Source organism: Nocardioides sp. Root240 (assembly GCF_001428825.1).
Taxonomy (GTDB): domain Bacteria; phylum Actinomycetota; class Actinomycetes; order Propionibacteriales; family Nocardioidaceae; genus Nocardioides.
This window is the reverse complement of record NZ_LMIT01000001.1, coordinates 447,516-466,784: the sequence shown is the minus strand read 5'-3', so window position 1 is coordinate 466,784 and position 19,269 is coordinate 447,516. Positions and strand designations below refer to the sequence as shown.

General features: G+C 73.4%; 17 protein-coding genes and 1 tRNA gene. 14 read left to right on the top strand and 4 right to left on the bottom strand.

Annotation, left to right across the window (positions count from 1 at the left end; all coding sequences use genetic code 11):
- Window positions 1-5: 5 nt before the first annotated feature.
- Window positions 6-461: a ribonuclease HI gene (gene rnhA, locus ASE20_RS02200; protein WP_056892871.1), complete on the bottom strand. Its 456-nt coding sequence runs from the start codon at window positions 459-461 to the stop codon at window positions 6-8.
- Between the two features lie 72 nt (window positions 462-533).
- On the opposite strand from rnhA, the gene ASE20_RS02195 reads away from it, so the two are divergent.
- Entirely contained in the window at window positions 534-995 is a 462-nt protein-coding gene (locus ASE20_RS02195; RefSeq protein WP_157538375.1) for a hypothetical protein, read from the top strand.
- A complete protein-coding gene (locus ASE20_RS02190) occupies window positions 992-3,256 on the top strand; it encodes a hypothetical protein (RefSeq protein WP_056892869.1) in 2,265 nt (754 codons plus the stop codon). The genes ASE20_RS02195 and ASE20_RS02190 overlap by 4 nt, the downstream gene beginning before the upstream one ends.
- A gap of 8 nt (window positions 3,257-3,264) precedes the next feature.
- On the opposite strand, the gene ASE20_RS02185 is transcribed toward ASE20_RS02190, so the two are convergent.
- A tRNA-Arg gene (locus ASE20_RS02185) sits at window positions 3,265-3,337 on the bottom strand.
- A gap of 92 nt (window positions 3,338-3,429) precedes the next feature.
- Here ASE20_RS02185 and argS point away from each other — a divergent pair.
- The gene (argS, locus tag ASE20_RS02180) at window positions 3,430-5,103 is read left to right on the top strand and encodes an arginine--tRNA ligase (RefSeq protein ID WP_056892868.1); all 1,674 of its coding nucleotides are present in this window, start codon (window positions 3,430-3,432) and stop codon (window positions 5,101-5,103) included.
- A complete protein-coding gene (gene lysA / locus ASE20_RS02175) occupies window positions 5,100-6,488 on the top strand; it encodes a diaminopimelate decarboxylase (protein WP_056892867.1) in 1,389 nt (462 codons plus the stop codon). Before argS ends, lysA begins: the two co-directional genes overlap by 4 nt.
- A 37-nt stretch (window positions 6,489-6,525) precedes the next feature.
- Here lysA and soxR read toward each other — a convergent pair whose 3' ends face one another.
- The gene (gene soxR, locus ASE20_RS02170) at window positions 6,526-6,987 is read right to left on the bottom strand and encodes a redox-sensitive transcriptional activator SoxR (RefSeq protein ID WP_056892866.1); all 462 of its coding nucleotides are present in this window, start codon (window positions 6,985-6,987) and stop codon (window positions 6,526-6,528) included.
- Between the two features lie 36 nt (window positions 6,988-7,023).
- On the opposite strand from soxR, the gene ASE20_RS02165 reads away from it, so the two are divergent.
- Together ASE20_RS02165 and ASE20_RS02160 are read left to right on the top strand one after the other, a co-directional pair.
- Entirely contained in the window at window positions 7,024-7,971 is a 948-nt protein-coding gene (locus tag ASE20_RS02165; protein ID WP_056892865.1) for a zinc-binding dehydrogenase, read from the top strand.
- Window positions 7,968-9,308 (top strand): MFS transporter, encoded by a 1,341-nt coding sequence (locus tag ASE20_RS02160; protein ID WP_056892864.1) that lies wholly within the window; start codon window positions 7,968-7,970, stop codon window positions 9,306-9,308. Before ASE20_RS02165 ends, ASE20_RS02160 begins: the two co-directional genes overlap by 4 nt.
- Window positions 9,309-9,329: 21 nt before the next feature.
- On the opposite strand, the gene ASE20_RS02155 is transcribed toward ASE20_RS02160, so the two are convergent.
- Complete coding sequence (locus tag ASE20_RS02155; RefSeq protein ID WP_056892863.1) at window positions 9,330-10,289, bottom strand: GlxA family transcriptional regulator; 960 nt, start codon at window positions 10,287-10,289, stop codon at window positions 9,330-9,332.
- Between the two features lie 113 nt (window positions 10,290-10,402).
- Here ASE20_RS02155 and ASE20_RS02150 point away from each other — a divergent pair, with 113 nt between their 5' ends.
- The 8 genes from ASE20_RS02150 to prmC all read left to right on the top strand — a co-directional run bounded on the left by ASE20_RS02150 (window position 10,403) and on the right by prmC (window position 19,268).
- A complete protein-coding gene (locus ASE20_RS02150) occupies window positions 10,403-11,344 on the top strand; it encodes an NADP-dependent oxidoreductase (RefSeq protein WP_082612069.1) in 942 nt (313 codons plus the stop codon).
- Window positions 11,345-11,440: 96 nt separating this feature from the next.
- Window positions 11,441-12,751 carry a homoserine dehydrogenase gene (locus ASE20_RS02145; RefSeq protein WP_056892861.1) on the top strand — a complete coding sequence of 437 codons (1,311 nt, stop codon included), beginning with the start codon at window positions 11,441-11,443 and terminating at the stop codon, window positions 12,749-12,751.
- Complete coding sequence (thrC, locus tag ASE20_RS02140; protein ID WP_225869007.1) at window positions 12,748-13,821, top strand: threonine synthase; 1,074 nt, start codon at window positions 12,748-12,750, stop codon at window positions 13,819-13,821. The genes ASE20_RS02145 and thrC overlap by 4 nt, the downstream gene beginning before the upstream one ends.
- Before the next feature lie 5 nt (window positions 13,822-13,826).
- Window positions 13,827-14,744, top strand: coding sequence for a homoserine kinase (thrB, locus tag ASE20_RS02135; protein ID WP_056892859.1), 918 nt, complete (start codon window positions 13,827-13,829; stop codon window positions 14,742-14,744).
- Between the two features lie 202 nt (window positions 14,745-14,946).
- Complete coding sequence (rho, locus tag ASE20_RS02130) at window positions 14,947-16,830, top strand: transcription termination factor Rho (RefSeq protein ID WP_056892858.1); 1,884 nt, start codon at window positions 14,947-14,949, stop codon at window positions 16,828-16,830.
- A 127-nt stretch (window positions 16,831-16,957) separates the two neighbouring features.
- The gene (rpmE, locus tag ASE20_RS02125) at window positions 16,958-17,173 is read left to right on the top strand and encodes a 50S ribosomal protein L31 (protein WP_038678102.1); all 216 of its coding nucleotides are present in this window, start codon (window positions 16,958-16,960) and stop codon (window positions 17,171-17,173) included.
- A gap of 167 nt (window positions 17,174-17,340) precedes the next feature.
- The gene (gene prfA / locus ASE20_RS02120) at window positions 17,341-18,414 is read left to right on the top strand and encodes a peptide chain release factor 1 (protein ID WP_056892857.1); all 1,074 of its coding nucleotides are present in this window, start codon (window positions 17,341-17,343) and stop codon (window positions 18,412-18,414) included.
- Between the two features lie 5 nt (window positions 18,415-18,419).
- Complete coding sequence (prmC, locus tag ASE20_RS02115; RefSeq protein ID WP_056892856.1) at window positions 18,420-19,268, top strand: peptide chain release factor N(5)-glutamine methyltransferase; 849 nt, start codon at window positions 18,420-18,422, stop codon at window positions 19,266-19,268.
- The last annotated feature ends 1 nt before the right edge of the window (window position 19,269 follow it).

The following is a 19,269-nucleotide window of genomic DNA, read 5'->3' as shown; positions in this document are numbered from 1 at the left end:
CGCGCTCAGATCGGTGAGCCCTCGCGGGCCTCGCGGGCACCGCGGCCGGCCAGCGCGTCGGCCCGTTCGTTGCCCGGGTCGCCGGCGTGGCCCTTGACCCAGTGCCACTCCACCTCGTGGCCGGCGGCGGCGAGGTCGAGGCGCTTCCAGAGGTCGTCGTTCTTGACCGGTGCCTTGGCCGCTGTCCGCCAGCCGTTGGCCTTCCACTTCGCGACCCACGACAGGATCCCGTTGCGGACGTAGCTGCTGTCGGTGTGCAGGTCGACCTGCGAGGGACGCGTCAGCGTCTCCAGTGCCCGGATGGCGGCCATCAGCTCCATGCGGTTGTTCGTCGTCGCCGGGTCGCCGCCGAACAGCTCGAGCTCGTGGTCGCCGTACCGGAGGACGGCGCCCCAGCCGCCCGGTCCCGGGTTGCCCAGGCAGGCGCCGTCGGTGTGGATGGTGACGCGGGAGCTGGACACAGCAGGCAGGGTACGGCGATGCGCTGGCGGGTCGCTGGCGGGGCGCACCGGTGGCAGGGCACGATGGGCGAGATGACGAGGAAGTCCCGGCGCGCCGACCGCGCGCGACGCACGAAGGTTCTCGGCCGGCTGCGCAGTGCCGAGGAGAAGCAGCGTCACGTCGAGCTCCGGCTCCACGACGCCGACCCGGTCGCCGGCTTCGTCGTCGGCCTCGACGACAAGCACGTCGAGCTCACCCGGCTCGGCGAGCCGGGCACGGCTGACGGCATCGAGGTCGTCCGCCTCCGCGACGTGCGCAAGGTCCGTCGTACGCCCGCACCGGTCGCGGCGCCGCTGCGCGGCCGCTTCGCCCACCTCGAGGAGGTCGAGGAGCTGGCCCAGGCCGTCGTCGACGAGGCGTTCGAGGAGGGCTGGCCGTACGACGCCCAGGGCATCGACCAGCTGACCGAGCTGCAGCGGGCGATCCGCGAGCTGGCGTGCGTCGTACGACGGGTGGAGGAGACCGCTCCGGCACCGCGACCAGAGAAGGGATGAGCGCCTACGAGGTCGAGCGGCGCGGCAGGCTCGTCGTCCTGCCGCCGTGGGACGGCGGGGAGACCGTCGGGTTCAGCTCCTGGAAGCAGGCCGAGCGCCGGCTGCGGGACTTCGCCGGCGGCCACCTGTCGAGGGGCAGCCGGGCAGCCGTGCGGGTGCAGGTGGCGCTCGTGCACCGGGCTGACAACACCTACAACGCGAACGCGGTCGCCGTGGTGGTGCCCGGCGTCGCGGGTTCACTCGACGACCGGCACCTCGGCTACCTCCATGACCACTACCTCCGGCAGGTCGGCCCACGGAACCTCCCGGCGCTGATCGCGCACGCGGGCGGTGAGGTGGTGTGCCACGCCGTGATCGAGTCCGACGCCACCGTCCGTCTCGACCTGCCCCACGGTCGCGAGCTCGGCGACGCCATTCGCGTCTTCCTCGATCTGCCCGACAGGCCGACCGGTACCCGCGCTGCGCAGCGCGAGGGACCTGCTGCGCAGACGGCGAACGCCCTCGCGCTGCTCGCCACGTTCGACCGGCCGCAGGGGAGTCCGGCCGGGATCCGCATCACGATGGGACACGACCACGTGAGCGACGGCCACCTGCTCGAGCTGCGCGACTCCGCCACGGGCGCGGACGTCGGCGCGGTCGTGGGCGGTGTGCTGCACGTCATCGACGAACGGGACCGAGAGCAGGTGCGACGACTCGTCGCGGAGCAGGACGTCCCGGTGCGCGGACCGCTGGCGCCTCCGCCGCCGGACCCGTCGAGCCCGTGGGGTCCCGGCACGGTGCCCAACGCGGTGGTCGAGCGTCGTCGGGAGGGGCTGCTCCTCAAGGCCCGGGAGCCTGACCCGTACGCGCTGGGCGAGGCGTTCGCGATCTTCCACCCGGACTCGGACGTGCTCTGGGTCGAGGACGGCCCGCTCGTCGACGTCGCGGTGCTCGTGCTGGCACGGCACGGGCTGGCGGCGGGGGAGGTCCGGCTGCCACGGCAGCCGTGGGGGCTCGACGACGAGCTGGAGTACCTCGCCCACGAGCACGTCCCCGCTGCGACCGATCCGCAGTTCGTGCTGCACCAGCGGTTCGCCCGCGGCCGGCGTGAGCTGTTCGCGGTGCACGAGCTGAGCGGTGCGGTGGAGCCGTGCCGGCTGTGTGGTGCCGCGGCGCTGGCCCTCACGACCCCGATCTGCGTCGACCAGATCGCCTACTGCGCTGCCTGCCTCGAGCAGGCGTACGACGGCCGCGGCAGCTCGCTCGGCGCCACCGCGCGCGCCGTGCGATCCCTCGTCAGGTCCGAGTTCGACGGGGAGCTCTTCCTGTCCGGCCAGCTCCACCCGCTGCACGTGAACCCCGCGGACCCGGTCGACGGAGCCTTCGTCGACCGGGCGCTGCGACTGCGATCGTCCATCGATCGCAGTCATCCCTGGACGCACGTCCTGGAGGCGACCGGGCTCGCGAACGAGGGCCTGCGGACCGGCCGCGGCACGCTGATCCGGGCACGTGACGGGCACCTGTGCCACTCCTTGAGGGAGCGGGCCGTGTGCGACTTCCTCCACCTCCACGGGATCGCCCATGACCGCGAACCGGTCTACCCGGTCGATCCGGACTACAACCCGAGCGGCCTGCGCCGGGCCGACTGGGTGCTCGGTGACGGCACCCTCGTCGAGCTCTGGGGACTGCCGGACGATCCGGCGTACGCCGCCAAGATGGCGCAGAAACAGGCGTTGGCGCGCCGGCACGGGCTGCGGCTCGTCGAGCTCGTCGAGGGCGACCTGCGCCAGCTGCCCTCGATCTTCGCGCGATGGACCCCGCCGGGCGCACCCACCGGATGGACCTGGTCGCCGCGCCTCCTCACGCCCGGCGCCGACGTCGCCCCGGAGCCGCCAAAGGTCCCGAGGGTGCGCGCGACCCCGCCGCGCGAGCCCATCCCGGACGACGGCCGGGGCAGCAATGCGTTCAATGACGCCCAACGTGACGAGCGCCTGGAGCGGTGCCGGCGCGCGGTCGAGCTCCAGCAGGCGGGCCGGACGCGCCCCCAGATCGCCGCCGAGCTGGGCGTGGGCGTGGACACGGTGAAAGGCTTGCTGCGCGACGGCAAGTTCTTCGCCGACCCCGCGACCGATCCGGTACGGCGCAGCGCCGCGGAGCAGGCCCACGAGGCGCAGGGAGCGGGAGCGACCCGCGCGGAGTTCCGGGCCGCACACGCGCTCACCGCTGCGAGGGCGGCCGAGGCGTGGAAGGACGCCCGGGCGATCTTCGGCGCCGGTCGCTGAGGACGGGGCGCCTCCGGCAGGATTCGAACCTGCGACACCTGGTACCGGAAACCAGTGCTCTATCCCCTGAGCTACGGAGGCATGCGACCGAGACCTGCTCGGCGACGCGAGTCGGAACACTACCGGGGGATACTCGCGCGAAGGAAACCGGCACCCGCCGATACCCTTGGCGGGTGACCCCAGCCCAGCTCTCCACGACCATCGTCGAGGCCCTCACGTCGCTCGTCGACAGCGGTGCCCTGACCCTCCCCGACGGCGTACCGGCGGAGGTCACGGTGGAGCGACCCCGGCAGAAGGGGCACGGCGACTACGCGACGAATGTCGCGCTGCAGCTGGCGAAGAAGGCTCGGACCAACCCGCGGGCGCTCGGTGAGCAGCTCGCCGAGCGGCTGCGCACGGCCGATGGCATCAGCGACGTCGAGGTCGCCGGCCCGGGCTTCCTCAACATCAGCGTCGAGGCGGGCGCGCAGGGCAAGGTGGCGGCCGAGGTCGTCGCCGCCGGGGCGTCGTACGGCACCAGCGAGGTCCTCGCCGGCCAGCGGATCAACGTCGAGTTCATCTCCGCCAACCCGACGGGTCCGCTCCACCTCGGCCACACCCGGTGGGCGGTGCTCGGCGACGCGATCGGGCGGGTGCTCGCCGCGGCGGGTGCCGAGGTGACGCGCGAGTTCTACATCAACGACCGCGGCGTGCAGATGAACCACTTCGCCGACTCGATCATCGCGGCGGCCCTCGGCGAGCCCAAGCCCGAGGACGGGTACGCCGGCGAGTACATCAACGACCTCGCGAAGGCCGTCGAGGCGGCGAGCCCGGGGATCTTCCAGCTCGAGGGTGCCGAGCGGCAGGCTTCCGTGCGCGCGGCCGGCTACGAGATCCAGCTCAAGGAGCAGCAGAAGTCGCTGGAGCACTTCAACACCCACTTCGACGTCTGGTTCTCCGAGCTGTCCCTGCACGAGTCCGGCTCCGTGCCGGAGACGCTGCAGCGGCTCAAGGACCTCGGCCACGTCTTCGAGGACGGCGGGGCGCTGTGGATGCGCACGACCGACTTCGGTGACGACAAGGACCGGGTGCTCATCAAGTCCGACGGCGAGCTGACGTACTTCGCCTCCGACACCGCCTACTACCTCAACAAGAGGGAGCGCGGCTTCGACAACTGCATCTACCTGCTCGGCGCCGACCACCACGGCTACGTCGGCCGGCTGCGGGCGATGGCGGCCTGCGTCGGCGACGACCCCGACAAGACGCTCGACGTGATGATCGGGCAGCTGGTCAAGATCCTGAAGAACGGCGAGGAGCTCAAGCTCTCCAAGCGGGCCGGCAACATCGTCACGCTCGACGACCTCGCGAGCGAGATCGGCGTCGACGCGCTGCGCTACTCCCTGGCGCGCTACCCGGCGGACTCGCCGCTGGTGCTCGACGTCGCCGAGATCACCAAGCAGTCCAACGACAACCCGGTCTACTACGTGCAGTACGCCCACGCGCGGACCTGCCGGATGATCGAGAACGCCCGCGACCTCGGCATGGCGCTTCCGGCCGACGACGCCTTCGACCCGAGCCTGCTCGACCACGAGCGCGACGGCGAGCTGCTGCGCGCGCTGGCGGAGTACCCGCGGGTCGTGGCCAGCGCGGCCGAGCTGCGCGAGCCGCACCGGGTCGCGCGCTACCTGGAGGACACGGCCTCGGTGTTCAACAAGTGGTACGACACCAAGGAGTGCCGCATGCTGCCGCAGGGCGACGACCCGGTGCAGCCGGTCAACGAGGCGCGCCTCGTGCTGACCGTCGCCACCCGCACGGTCATCGCCAACGGGCTCGACCTGCTGGGCGTCAGCGCGCCGGAGCGGATGTGAGCGGCCGGGTCCCGCCGGGCGACTACGCGGGGACCTCGCCGCACTGGCTGCGCGAGCCGGCTGACGTCAACGCGCTGGTCCCCGTGCTCTGGTCGAGCACGGCCCGCAAGGGCGACGACGGCGTGCTGCACATCGGCGGGCTCGCGGTCCCGGACCTGGTCGCCGACGTGAACACGCCGGCGTACGTCCTCGACGAGGACGACTTCCGCGCCCGTGCCCGTGCGTTCCGCGACGGCTTCGACGGCTACGACGTCTTCTACGCCGGCAAGGCCTTCCTCTCCACGGCGGTCGCCCGCTGGGTGGGAGAGGAGGGGCTCTGCCTCGACGTGTGCAGCAACGGCGAGCTGAGCGTCGCCCTGCGCGCCGGCGTCGACCCGGCCCGGATCGGCTACCACGGCAACAACAAGACGGCGATGGAGCTGCGCCGTGCGGTCGACGCCGGCGTGGGCCGGATCATCGTCGACTCCTTCCACGAGATCGAGCGCGTGGCCGACGTCGCCGCCCAGCTCGGTGTCACGCAGGGGGTGATGATCCGGGTGACCGCCGGCGTGGAGGCGCACACCCACGAGTTCATCGCGACGGCCCACGAGGACCAGAAGTTCGGCTTCTCGATCGCGTCGGGCGCCGGGCTCGAGGCGGCGCGCCGGGTGCTGGGCCACGACAGCCTGGCGCTGCGCGGGCTGCACAGCCACATCGGCTCGCAGATCTTCGACACGTCCGGCTGGGAGGTCGCCGGTCGCCGCGTCCTCGGGCTGCACGCCGAGATCGCCGAGGAGCTGGGCCACGTCATGCCCGAGCTCGACCTCGGCGGCGGCTTCGGCATCGCCTACACGACCCAGGACGACCCGGCCGACCCCGCCGTGCTCGCCGCGCAGATCACGAAGATCGTGACGGGGGAGTGCGCCGCGCTCGGGATCGACGTCCCGCACCTCTCGATCGAGCCCGGCCGCGCCATCGTCGGCCCCTCGATGTGCACGGTCTACACCGTCGGCACCGTCAAGGAGGTCACCCTCGACGCCGGAGCGGTCCGCACCTACGTCAGCGTCGACGGCGGGATGAGCGACAACATCCGCCCGGCCCTGTACGACGCCGACTACTCCTGCACGCTCGCCTCGCGTGCGTCGGACGCGACACCGGTGCTGGCCCGCGTCGTCGGCAAGCACTGCGAGTCGGGCGACATCGTGGTCAAGGACGAGTTCCTGCCCGGCGACATCGCGCCCGGCGACCTGATCGCCGTACCGGCCACGGGTGCCTACGGCCGCTCGATGGCGTCGAACTACAACCACGCACTGCGGCCGCCGGTCGTCGCCGTCAAGGACGGGCAGGCACGCGTCATCGTGCGGCGCGAGACCGAGGACGACCTGCTCGCCACCGACCTCGGCTGACTCCGCACACCGGCACGGGCGCCGGCGCACGGAGTCGTCACCTGCCGAGCAAGCGGATCGGACCGTCGCCGTACTCGCTGAGGGCGTCGCCGGGATTGGCGAGCCGGCACGACTGCATCGACAGGCAGCCACAGCCGATGCAGTCGTCGAGGGTGTCGCGCAGGCGCTCCAGCCGCTCGATCCGTTCGTCGAGCGTGGTGCGCCACGAGCGGGAGAGCCGCGCCCAGTCGGCCTTGGTCGGCGTCCGTCCCTCGGGGAGGGTCGCCAGGGCCGCGCGGATGTCGGCGAGCGAGATGCCCACGCCCTGCGAGACGCGGACGAAGGCGACCCGGCGCAGCACGTCGCGGTGGTAGCGGCGCTGGTTGCCCGTCGTGCGGATGCTGGTGATCAGGCCCTCGCGCTCGTAGAAGTGCAGCGCGGACACGGCGACGCCCGCCCGGCGGGCCACCTCGCCGGGCGTCAGGTCGTGGCTGCGGATCTCCCTGTTCACGTCACTCATTGACCTCAACCTTAGTTGAGGTTGTCGGATGAGCACATGCACGCGATCCGTCACCACGCCTTCGGGCCCGCCTCCGTCCTCCAGCTCGAGGAGCTGCCCGACCTCGAACCCGCCGCGGGCCAGCTCCGCATCGCGGTCGAGGCGGCCGGCGTCCACCTGCTCGACACGTCGATCCGCGCGGGCGAGGCCTTCGGCCTCGGTGAGCCGCCCGAGCTGCCGGTGGTTCCCGGCCGCGAGGTGGCGGGTGTGGTGGACCGAGTGGGTGCAGGCGTCGACGGGGCATGGGTCGGACGACGGGTGGTCGCACACCTCGGCTTCGCCGGCGGCGGGTACGCCGACCAGGCGGTCGTCGACGCGACCCGGGCCTACGCCCTGCCGGACCACCTCGACGCCCCGACCGCGGTGGCGGCGATCGGGACCGGTCGCACCGCGGCGGCGATCCTCGCCCTCGCCGCGATCACGCCCGAGGACGCGGTCGCGGTGACCTCGGCTGCCGGCGGCCTGGGCGTGCTGCTCCTGCAGGGCGTGCGCGCCATCGGGGCCGCCGCCCTCGGCGTCGCCGGCGGTGCGGACAAGGTCGCGGTCGCGGCGAAGCACGGCGCGGAGCCGGCGCTCGACCGGCGTGCCCCGGGCTGGCTGGGACAGGTCGGCCCGCTCACGGTCGTGCTCGACGGCGTCGGGGGAGAGGTCGGCCAGGCCCTGTACGAGCGACTGGTCCCCGGCGGCCGCCTGATCCGCTACGGCTGGGCGTCCGGCGTCCAGAACGCCTACGACGACCCGGCCCGCCCGGTCGTCGACGTCCTCGGCCCGCCGATCATGAGCCGGCTCGCCGAGTTCGAGCGCGCCGCCCTCGACGCCGCGGCCGACGGCTCCCGCGTCCCGTACGTCGGCTCCGTCTTCCCTCTCGAGGAGGCCGCCGCCGCGCACCGTGCACTGGAGGAGGGCACGTCCGTCGGCAAGGTGGTCCTGGCGGTCGGCCGGTGACGGCGGTCGTCGAGGCCACGGTCGGCTCGCCGTGGCGGGGCCGGCACGCCCGCACGACGGTCGGCGTCTTCTCCCTCGCCTTCCTCTTCGCCTTCGAGGCGCTCGCCGTCGCGACCGTGATGCCCGACGTCGCGGCCGAGCTCGACGGCCTGCGCTGGTACGCCGTCGCCTTCGCCGCTCCGCTCGCCGCCGGCGTCGTCGCCCTCGCCGCCAGCGGCCCGCAGGTCGACCGGCTCGGCCCCGGCCCCGCGCTGCGGCTGGGCCTGGTCGTGTTCTGCGCGGGCGTCGTGATCGCCGGCCTGGCCCCGAACATGCCGGTCTTCGTCCTGGGCCGCCTCGTCCACGGGTACGGCGGCGGCGTGCTCGGCGTCGCCCTCTACGTCGTGATCGCGCAGGCCTACCCCGAGGCCATGCGCCCGCGGGTGTTCGCCGTGCTGACCACCGCCTGGGTGCTGCCCGCGCTGGTCGGCCCCGTGCTCGCGGCGCAGGTGGCCGAGCAGGTCGGCTGGCGCTGGGTCTTCCTCGGGGTGCCGGTCGTCGCCGTCGCCGCGTGGCTGCTCGTCGCCGACGCGCCGTCCCGCCCCGGCAGCGCACGTGCCGGCGAGGGCCGGATGCGCTGGGCCCTCGCCGTGGCGATCGGCGTGCTGGCCGTCAGCGTCGGCGGCCAGCAGGTCGTCGACGGGTGGCCGCTGCTCGTCGCGGCCGGTTTGCTGGCCGTGGTCGTCGGCGGCCGCCGGGTGCTCCCGACGGGCGCCTGGTCCCTGCGCGGCGGGTTGCCCGCGGTCCTCGGGTCCCGCGCCGCGATCGGCACCGCCATGGCCGCCGCGGAGGTCTACGTCCCGCTGCTGCTCGTGCTGCGCCGCGACGTCACCCTCCCCGAGGCCGGCTGGGTGCTGACGGTCGGCGCGGTCACCTGGTCCGCGGGTGCGGTGCTCGCCGCGCGCTGGCGCGCCCTAGCCGACCAGCCCGGCCGGGTCCGCCTCGGCGCGCTGCTGCTCGGCGTCGGCATCGCCGGCTTCGCGACGGTCTCGCTGGCCGGCGTACCGCTGGCGGTGGTGGTCGCCGCCTGGGGCGTGGCCGGTCTCGGCATCGGGATGGCCTTCTCCACGCTCTCGGTGCTGGCCCTGGCCACGGCGGCGGCCGGCGAGGAGGGCAGGACCTCCTCCGCCCTTCAGCTGAACGACTACCTCGCCAACAGCGTCGGCGTCGCGCTCGGGGGAGTGGTGTTCGCGGCCTTCGCCGACTCCGCGCCCGCGACCGCGGCGACCTGGCTGGTCCTCGCCGCCGCTGCGGTCGCCGTGCTCGCCCTCGTGCCCGCCACGAGGCTGCGCGGCTGAGCCAGGCTGGGCCAGGCTGGGCTACGCCGAGGCGCGCAGGGAGAAGCGGGCGCGGTACTGCTGGGGCGAGAGCCCGACGCGGTCGCGGAAGTGCTTGCGGAGCGCGGCCGCCGTACCGAACCCGGCGAGGTCGGCGACCCGGTCGATGCCGGCGTCGCTGGTCTCGAGCAGCTCCTTGGCCCGCTCGACGCGCGCCTGGGCCAGCCAGTCGCCGAGCGTCACCCCGGTCTCGGCGCGGAAGCGCCGGGTCAGGGTCCGCACGCTCAGGCCGAAGGCGGCGGCGACCTCGGTGAGCCCGACCGGCCGGTCGAGACGGCCGAGCAGCCACGCCCGTACCTCGGCCATCGCGCCGGCCTCGTCGGCCAGGGTCGGGCGGGGCACGAACTGCGACTGGCCGCCGCCGCGGTGCGGCGGTGCGAGGGTCAGCCGGGAGACGTCGGCGGCCGCGGCGGCGCCGAGGTCGCGGGCGATGATGTGCAGGGTCAGGTCGATCGCCGCGGAGGCGCCGGCCGCGGTGAGCACGTCGCCCTCGTCCACGAAGAGCTCGTCGGGGCGGAAGTCCACCTGGGGGAAGGCCGCGCGGAACTCGTCGGCCGCGCACCAGTGCGTCGTCGCCGCGCGCCCGTCGAGCAGCCCCGAGGCCGCGACCGTGAAGGCGCCGGTGCAGTAGGACACCACCCGTGGCACCCCGAGGGCGGCGAGCCCGACCGGGTCGCCGGTCGAGGTCGACGTCTCCCACGGCGGTACGACGACCGTGTCGACCTCTCTCAGGATCGACCGGTCGGCCGTGACCGCGACGGAGAAGTCGGCAGCGGTGGCGACCGGAGCGCCGTCGAGGCTGCAGGTCACGACCTCGTACGCCGGGCGGCCGTCGACCTGCGCGGCACCGAAGAAGCGCGACGCGATCCCGAGCTCGTACGGGTACACGCCGGGCAGGGCGATCACGCCGACGCGGTGCGGCCGGCGCCGAGGGGAGGTCATGGCCAGATCATGACACATGTCGTCCATCTGGCCACTGTTGCGCAGCCGGCGCCGCCGGGAGGCTGGAGCCCTACCCGGGATGCCCGGGACCACTGGAAGAAGGAGAAGGAGCCATGCGCGCAGTGCGCTACACGGGGGTCGGCCCCGCCGCCGAGGTCACCGAGCTGGTCGAGCTCGCCGAGCCGGCACCCGCCGCCGACGAGGTGCTGGTCCGCGTCGGGGCGGTCGGCCTCAACCCGGTCGACGTGAAGATCCGCGCGGCGGGTGTCGACTTCGGCCCGATCGAGTACACCGAGCTGCCCGGCTGGGACGTCGCCGGCGAGGTCGTCGCGGTCGGCGACGCCGTCACCGGCTTCGCCCCCGGCGACGCTGTGTTCGGCCTGGCCCGGTTCCCGCAGGCCGCGCACACGCTGGCGGAGCTGGCCGTCGTACCGGCCTCGGACCTGGCGCTCGCGCCGAGCACCTGGAGTGTCGCCCAGCAGGGTGCGGCGCCGCTCGCGGTGCTGACCGCCTGGCACGCGTTCGCAGCCGCCGGACTCACCGGCGACGCCACCGGCCGGCGGGTGCTGGTGCTCGGGGGAGCGGGCGGTGTCGGCCACCTCGCCGTCCAGGTCGCCAAGGCCCGCGGCGCCCACGTCGTCGCGACCGCGAGCCCGGCCAAGCGCGAGGTCCTCCTGGGGCTCGGTGCCGACGAGGTCGTCGACTACCGCGACGAGGCCGCGCTCGCTGCGATCGGTCCGGTCGACGTGGTGCTGTCGACGGTCGACGCCGGGGTCCCCCCGCTGGGCGCCGTGCGCGAGGGGACGGCGGTGATCACCATCACCGGCTTCCCGGACGGCGCCGAGGACGCGCTGCGCGCGGCGGGAGCCAAGCAGGTCGAGCGGATCATGGTCGCCGCCGACGGGCCGGCGCTCGCCGAGGTCGCGGCACTCGCCGACGCCGGCCGGCTGACGGTGCTCGTCGACACCGAGCTCCCTCTCGCCGACGTGGTCAAGCTGCAGGAGCGGCTGGAGACGGGGCGGGCGACGGGCAAGGTCGTCGTCACGCTGCCCTGACCGGGGAGCTCGCGCGACGACGCGCGACCGGGAGGGGACTGTCCGCGTTCTGCCGTCGGTTCCCGGCGCCCGCCCGGGCGCCGATACGATCGCGGGGTGAACAGTCCCCTCAAGGTCGCCGTCCTCGGCTGTGGCTCCGTCGGGTCGCAGGTGGTGCGTCTCCTCGGTGAGCAGGCCGACGACCTGGCGGCTCGGGTGGGCGCCCCCGTCGAGCTCGCCGGGGTCGCCGTACGACGCCTCGACGCGCCGCGCGAGGTGGACGTCCCGGCCCACCTGCTCACCACCGACGCGGCGGCGCTGGTCGCCCGCGAGGACGTCGACGTCGTCATCGAGGTGATCGGGGGCATCGAGCCCGCTCGCTCCCTGATCCTGTCGGCCCTCGAGAACGGCGCCTCGGTCGTCACGGCCAACAAGGCGCTGCTCGCCGAGGACGGTCCGACACTCTTCGAGGCCGCCGAGAAGGCCGGCCGCGACCTCTACTACGAGGCCGCCGTCGCCGGCGCGATCCCGATCGTGCGGCCGCTGCGCGAGTCCCTCGCCGGTGACAAGGTCACCCGCGTCCTGGGCATCGTCAACGGCACCACCAACTTCATCCTCGACAAGATGGACACGCTCGGCAGCGGCTTCGCCGACGCGCTCGAGGAGGCCCAGGCCCTCGGGTACGCCGAGGCCGACCCCACCGCCGACGTCGAGGGCTTCGACGCCGCCGCCAAGGCCGCCATCCTCGCCAGCCTCGCGTTCCACTCGCGGGTGACCGCGGCCGACGTGCACCGCGAGGGCATCACCGACGTGACCGCCGCCGACGTCCGCTCCGCGCGCGAGATGGGCAGCGTCGTCAAGCTGCTCGCCATCGCCGAGCTCGTCCCCACCTCCGACCCGGCCGACGACCCCGGCGTGAGCGTGCGCGTGCACCCCGCGATGATCCCGCGGTCGCACCCCCTGGCCAGCGTCCGCGAGGCCTACAACGCCGTCTTCGTCGAGTCGGAGGCCGCCGGCCAGCTCATGTTCTACGGCCCCGGCGCGGGCGGTTCGCCCACGGCGAGCGCGGTGCTCGGTGACCTCGTCACCGTCGCCCGCAACCACCGCCAGGGCACGCGCGGCGTCGGCGAGTCGGCGTACGCCGACCGGGCGGTGCTGCCGATGGGCGAGACCCGCACCCGCTACCACGTGGCGATCGACGTCGACGACCGCGCCGGCGTGCTGGCCGCGGTGGCCTACGCGTTCGCCGAGAACGGCGTCTCGATCCAGACCGTTCGTCAGGAGGGCCGGGGCAATGACGCCCAGCTCGTCGTGGTCTCGCACGAGGCGACGGACGCGGCGCTCGCCGCGACCGTCGAGAACCTGCGGGGCATGGAGATCGTCCGCGAGGTCACCTCGGTGATGCGCGTCGAGGGAACCGAAGAGTGAGCATGAGCAAGGCGAATGGGCAGTGGCGTGGCGTCATCGAGGAGTACCGCGCCCTCCTCGACATCCCGCAGGACACCCCGGCCGTCACCCTGCGTGAGGGCGGAACCCCGCTGGTCCACTCGGGCTGGCTGTCCGGGCTGACCGGCGCCGAGGTCTGGCTGAAGGTCGAGGGCAACAACCCGACCGGCTCGTTCAAGGACCGCGGCATGACGACCGCGCTGTCCGTCGCCGTCCACGAGGGTGCGCAGGCCGTCGTGTGCGCGTCGACCGGCAACACGTCCGCGTCGATGGCCGCCTACGCCGCCAAGGCCGGCGTGACGCCGATCGTCCTGGTCCCCGAGGGCAAGATCTCCGCCGGCAAGATGGCCCAGGCAGTGCTCCACGGCTCGCAGGTCATCCAGGTCCGCGGCAACTTCGACGACTGTCTCCGGATGGCCCGCGAGATGGCGTGGAAGTACCCCGTCGCGCTGGTCAACTCGGTCAACCCGCACCGCCTCGAGGGCCAGAAGACCGCCGCCTTCGAGATCGTCGACTTCCTCGGCGACGCCCCTGACTTCCACCTGCTGCCGGTCGGCAACGCCGGCAACATCTCGGCCTACTGGCTCGGCTACACCCAGTACGCCGCGCTGGGTCGTGCGACCCGCAAGCCGGTCATGCGCGGCTTCCAGGCAGAGGGTGCTGCTCCGCTGGTGACCGGTGAGCCGTTCCCCGACCCCGAGACCCGCGCCACCGCGATCCGGATCGGCAACCCGGCCTCCTGGAAGCTCGCCGAGGCGGCGCGGGACGAGTCCGGTGGCCGGTTCGCCGCCGTGTCCGACGTACAGATCCTCGCCGCGCAGAAGGAGCTCGCCTCGAAGGACGGTGTCTTCGTCGAGCCGGCCTCCGCCGCCGGCGTCGCCGGGCTGCTGTCCGAGCTGGCCGCGGGGGAGACCTACGCCGGCACGACCGTCGCGATCACGGTGACCGGCCACGGTCTCAAGGACATCGCCACCGCGCTCGACGGCCTCGTGCTGCCCGAGACGGTGGTCGACGCCGACGTCGACGCCGCCGCTGCGGCCGCCGGCCTCTGAGCCAGATGACGTTCGTCGACGGCCCGGTCCGGGCCACCGTGCCCGCGACCTCGGCCAACCTCGGACCGGGCTTCGACACGCTCGGCCTCGCGCTCGACCTGCGCGACACGCTCGAGGCCGAGGTGCTCCCCGAGGGCCTGGTCGTCGAGGTCGAGGGGTACGGCGCCGGCCAGGTCCCGCTCGACGAGCGACACCTCGTCGTCCGGGCCATGCGCGCCACGTTCGAGCGGCTCGGCCAGTCCCCGGCGGGTCTGCGCCTGTCCTGCACCAACGTCATCCCGCACGCACGCGGCCTCGGCTCGTCCTCGGCCGCCATCGTCGGCGGCGTCTGGCTCGCCCGTGAGCTGGTCGCGGGCGGCCGCCTGCTGCTCGACGACGGGGCGTTGCTCGACCTCGCCGCCCAGCTCGAGGGCCACCCCGACAACGTCGCCCCGGCCCTGCTCGGCGGCTTCGTGATCTCCGGCCAGGACGCCGACGGCTCCTTCTGGGCGGTCCCCGGCAGCGTGGACCCGCGCGTGGGCGCGGTCGTCTTCGTCCCGCCGACCCCGGTCTCGACCGAGGCCGCGCGCGGGCTGCTCCCGGCCGACGTACCCCATGCGGACGCGGCGGCCAACGCCGGTCGCGCCGCCCTCCTCGTCGCCGCGCTCTCCGGTCGCCCGGAGCAGCTGCTGCGCGCGACCGAGGACCGGCTCCACCAGGAGTACCGCCGGCCCGCGATGCCCGAGAGCCTCGCGCTCGTCGAGGCGCTGCGCGCCGACGGCGTGCCCGCGGTGGTCTCCGGCGCCGGCCCGACGGTGCTGGCCTTCGCCGACGGACCTGGTACGACGAGCGCCGCCGCGCTGCTCGCCCGCTGCCCCGAGGGGTGGCAGGCCCACGCCCTCGCCGTCACCGGCACGGGCGCCGCTCTCTCGGACCTCCCCTGACCGAGCGATCCGCGGTGGTACATTGACGGTGCGCCGTCGTCATCGGCGCCCGCACGTCCGCTCCGGACGTGCCTGTTTCTCCGGCTCGGCCGGACCCGCGGGCCTCGCCCGCAGGGTCGTTCGTGCCGGATCCGTCCAGCTGCCGTCCCGCGCGGAGTCCTCCGCGAACCGGGACGAGCATGAATACGTGGGAAGGACTCACGTGACAGACACCCTCGACTCCACCACCGCCGCCGCCGACCAGGCGTCGGCGAAGGCACCCAGGAAGCGTGCCGGTGGACTCAACTCCATGCTGCTCGCCGACCTCAAGGCGATGGCCAACGGCATGGGCATCCCGGGCGCCGGGAGCATGAAGAAGGCTGCCCTGGTCGACGCCATCAAGGCATCCCAGGCCGGCGGCGGCTCCGGTGGCGGTGCTTCGGCCCGCGCCGAGAAGTCCGAGCCGAAGGCCGAGCAGAAGTCCGAGCCGAAGGCGGAGCAGAAGTCCGAGCCGAAGGCGGACAAGCCCGCCGACGAGCCCCGCGCCGAGAAGCCTGCTGCCAGGTCCGAGCCGAAGAACGAGCCGAAGGCCGATGAGCCCAAGGCCGAGCCGCAGGACAAGCAGCAGGACAAGCAGCAGGACAAGAAGGACCAGCAGGACAAGAAGGACCAGCCCCAGCAGAACCGTCAGGGCAACCAGCAGAACCCGAAGCAGCGCCAGGGCAACCAGCAGGGCAACCAGCAGGGCAACCAGGGTGGCCAGAAGCAGGGCAACCAGGCCAACCAGCAGAAGGGCCCGCAGAACCAGAACGCCCAGGGCGGCCAGAACCAGAACCCGCCCAAGCAGGACGAGTCCCGCCACGCCGACGACGACGGTGACGACGACGGCGAGGGTGGCGAGGGCGGCAGCCGCCGCAACCGTCGCCGCCGTGGCCGCGACCGCGAGCGCACCGCCCGGACCGGCCGCGAGCCCGACACCGAGGTCCGCGAGGACGACGTCCTCGTGCCGGCCGCCGGCATCCTCGACGTGCTCGACAACTACGCCTTCGTCCGTACGAGCGGCTACCTCGCCGGCGTCGACGACGTCTACCTGTCGCTGTCGATGGTGCGCAAGTACGGCCTGCGCCGGGGCGACGCCATCGTCGGCCAGGTCCGCCAGCCCCGTGAGGGCGAGCGGCGCGAGAAGTTCAACCCGATGGTCCGGATCGAGACCGTCAACGGGGTCGACCCCGAGCAGGCCAAGGTCCGCGTCGAGTTCGAGAAGCTCACCCCGGTCTCGCCGACCGAGCGGCTGCGGCTCGAGACCGGCTCCGACGCCGTCGTCGGCCGGGTCATCGACCTGGTCGCCCCGGTGGGCAAGGGCCAGCGCGGCCTGATCCTGGCACCGAGCGACGCGGGCAAGACCGCGACGGTGCAGGCGATCGCGAACGCCATCACGGCCAACAACCCCGAGTGCCACCTGATGGTCGTGCTGATCGACGAGCGTCCGGAGGAGGTCACCGACTTCCAGCGTGCCGTCAAGGGCGAGGTCGTCGCGAGCACCTTCGACCGCCCGGCCACCGACCACACGACGCTCGCCGAGCTGGCCATCGAGCGCGCGAAGCGCCTCGTCGAGCTGGGCCACGACGTCGTCGTACTGATCGACGGCCTGACCCGCCTCGGCCGTGCCTACAACCTGACGGCTCCCGCCAGCGGTCGGATCCTGCCCGGCGGCGTCGACGCCGCCGCGCTGTACCCGCCCAAGAAGCTGTTCGGTGCCGCGCGCAACATCGACAACGGCGGCTCGCTGACCATCCTGGCCACCGGCCTCGACGACGGCTCGAAGATGGACGAGGCCGTCCTGGAGGAGCTCGCCGGCACCGACAACCTGCGCCTGCAGCTGAGCCGCGAGCTCGCGGACCGGGGCCTCGAGCCGGCCGTCGACATCGCTGCCTCCGGCACCCGCCGCGAGGACCAGCTGCTGACGCCGGAGGAGCTGACGGTGCTCGGTTCGCTGCGCACCGAGCTCGCCGGCAAGGACGCCGCGACCGCGCTCGAGCAGCTCCTCGGCATGGTGCGCAACAGCGCCACCAACTACGAGCTGCTGGTCAAGCTCGAGCGACGCTGACGTCGGGAACATCCTCGGCTCCCCGAAGGTTTGGGGAGCTGAGGGATCTCGCCGTAGGATCTCCCGTTGGCTCCGGTTCACGTCCGCACCCCGCGCGACGACCCGGGCCCCTTTGAGAGGACAACCCATGAAGAAGGACATCCACCCCGACTACGTCGTGACCCAGGTGACCTGCACCTGTGGCGCCTCGTTCACCACGCGCAGCACCGCGACCTCCGGCTCGATCCACGCCGACGTCTGCTCGCAGTGCCACCCGTTCTACACCGGCAAGCAGAAGATCCTCGACACCGGCGGCCGCGTCGCCCGCTTCGAGGCCCGCTACGCCAAGGCTGCCAAGAAGTAGCTGCCTCCGAGCGCCGGTCCGTCCCTTCCCGGGGTGGACCGGCGTTCGTCATTTTGTCCCCAGGGGTTGGTGACGTTCTCCAGCGGTTCGTGGCCGTTGCAACCGTCGACAACCGCCGGAATCCCCGCCGGAGCGGGGATTCATGCACCGTCACAGAGGAGCCCAGGTTGTTCGAGGCAGTCGAGGGGATGCTCGCCGAGCATGCCGAGCTGGAGACGCGGCTCGCGCTGCCCGAGACCCACGCGGACGCCCGTCTCGCGCGCACCCTCAACCGCCGGTACGCCGAGCTGAACGCCATCATCGCGACGTGGCGCGAGTGGCGGCACGCCGGCGAGGACGCCGGGGCTGCCCGTGAGCTGGGGGCCGACGACCCCGCGTTCGCCGCCGAGGTCGACGGCCTGCTCGCCCGGCAGGAGGAGGCCGCGGAGCGGCTGCGCCGGCTGCTGGTCCCGCGGGACCCGGCCGATGACAAGGACGCGTTGCTCGAGGTGAAGTCCGGCGAGGGCGGCGAGGAGAGCGCGCTGTTCGCGGGCGACCTGCTGCGCATGTACAGCCGCTACGCCGAGCGCCGGGGCTGGAAGACCGAGATCCTCGATGCGACCGAGTCCGACCTCGGCGGCTACAAGTCGGTGACGGTGGCGGTCAAGAGCACCGGCAGCCCGGAGCCCGGCCAGACGCCGTACGCCCTGCTCAAGTACGAGGGCGGTGTGCACCGCGTGCAGCGGGTCCCCGTGACGGAGTCGCAGGGCCGGATCCACACCAGCGCCGCCGGCGTCCTGGTCATGCCGGAGGCCGAGCAGGTCGACGTCGAGATCAACGACAACGACCTGCGCATCGACGTCTTCCGCTCGTCCGGCCCGGGTGGGCAGAGCGTCAACACGACCGACTCGGCGGTGCGGATCACCCACCTGCCGACCGGCATCGTGGTGAGCTGCCAGAACGAGAAGTCGCAGCTGCAGAACAAGGAGCAGGCGATGCGCATCCTGCGCGCCCGGTTGCTGCAGGCCGCCCAGGACGCCGCCGACGCCGAGGCCAGCGACGCCCGCCGCAGCCAGGTCCGTACGGTCGACCGCTCGGAGCGGATCCGCACCTACAACTTCCCGGAGAACCGGATCTCCGACCACCGCACGGGCTACAAGTCCTACAACCTCGACCAGGTCCTCGACGGCGACCTCCAGCCGGTCCTCGACTCGTGCGTCGAGACCGACATGGCCGCCCGGCTGGCCGCGCTCGAGGAGTGAGCGGCATGAGTGCCCGGCAGCTGGTCCACGACGCCTCGGGACGCCTCGCCGCGGCCGGCGTGGCCAGCCCCGACCACGACGCCGCCGAGCTGCTCGCCCACGTCCTCGGCACCACGCGGGGCCGGCTCCTCCTCGTCGACGGTGTCGACCCCCTCCAGCAGCAGCGGTACGACGACCTGGTCGCCCGCCGCGCCGCCCGTGAGCCGCTCCAGCACCTCCTCGGCTCCGCCGCCTTCCGTTACGTCGAGGTCGCGGTCGGCCCCGGCGTCTTCGTGCCGCGTCCGGAGACCGAGCTGCTCGCCGGCTGGGCGATCGACCGCGCCCGCGAGGTGCTCGGGGCGGGGGAGACCCCGGTCGTGGTCGACCTCTGCACGGGTTCTGGCGTCATCGCGCGCAGCATCGCCGACGAGGTCCCCGAGGCGCGGGTGCACGCGGTCGAGCTGGACCCCGACGCGCACGCGTGGGCCGAGCGCAACCTCACCGGCACCGGCGTCGACCTCCGCCTCGGCGACCTGGCCACCGCGTTCGACGACCTCGCGGGCCAGGTCCACGTGCTGGTGAGCAACCCGCCGTACGTCCCCCTCGAGGCGTGGGAGTCGGTCGCCGTCGAGGCCCGCGACCACGACCCGCACCTGGCCCTCTTCTCCGGCGACGACGGCCTCGACGCGATCCGCGTGATCGCCGAGCGTGGCCTGCTCCTGCTGGTCCCCGGCGGTGTCGTCGGGGTCGAGCACGCCGACGCCCAGGGCGAGTCCGCTCCCGCCGTGTTCAGCCGTGACGGCCGCTGGTCGGAGGTCCGCGACCACCGCGACCTCGCCGACCGCCCGCGGTACCTCACGGCACGCCGCCCCTGAC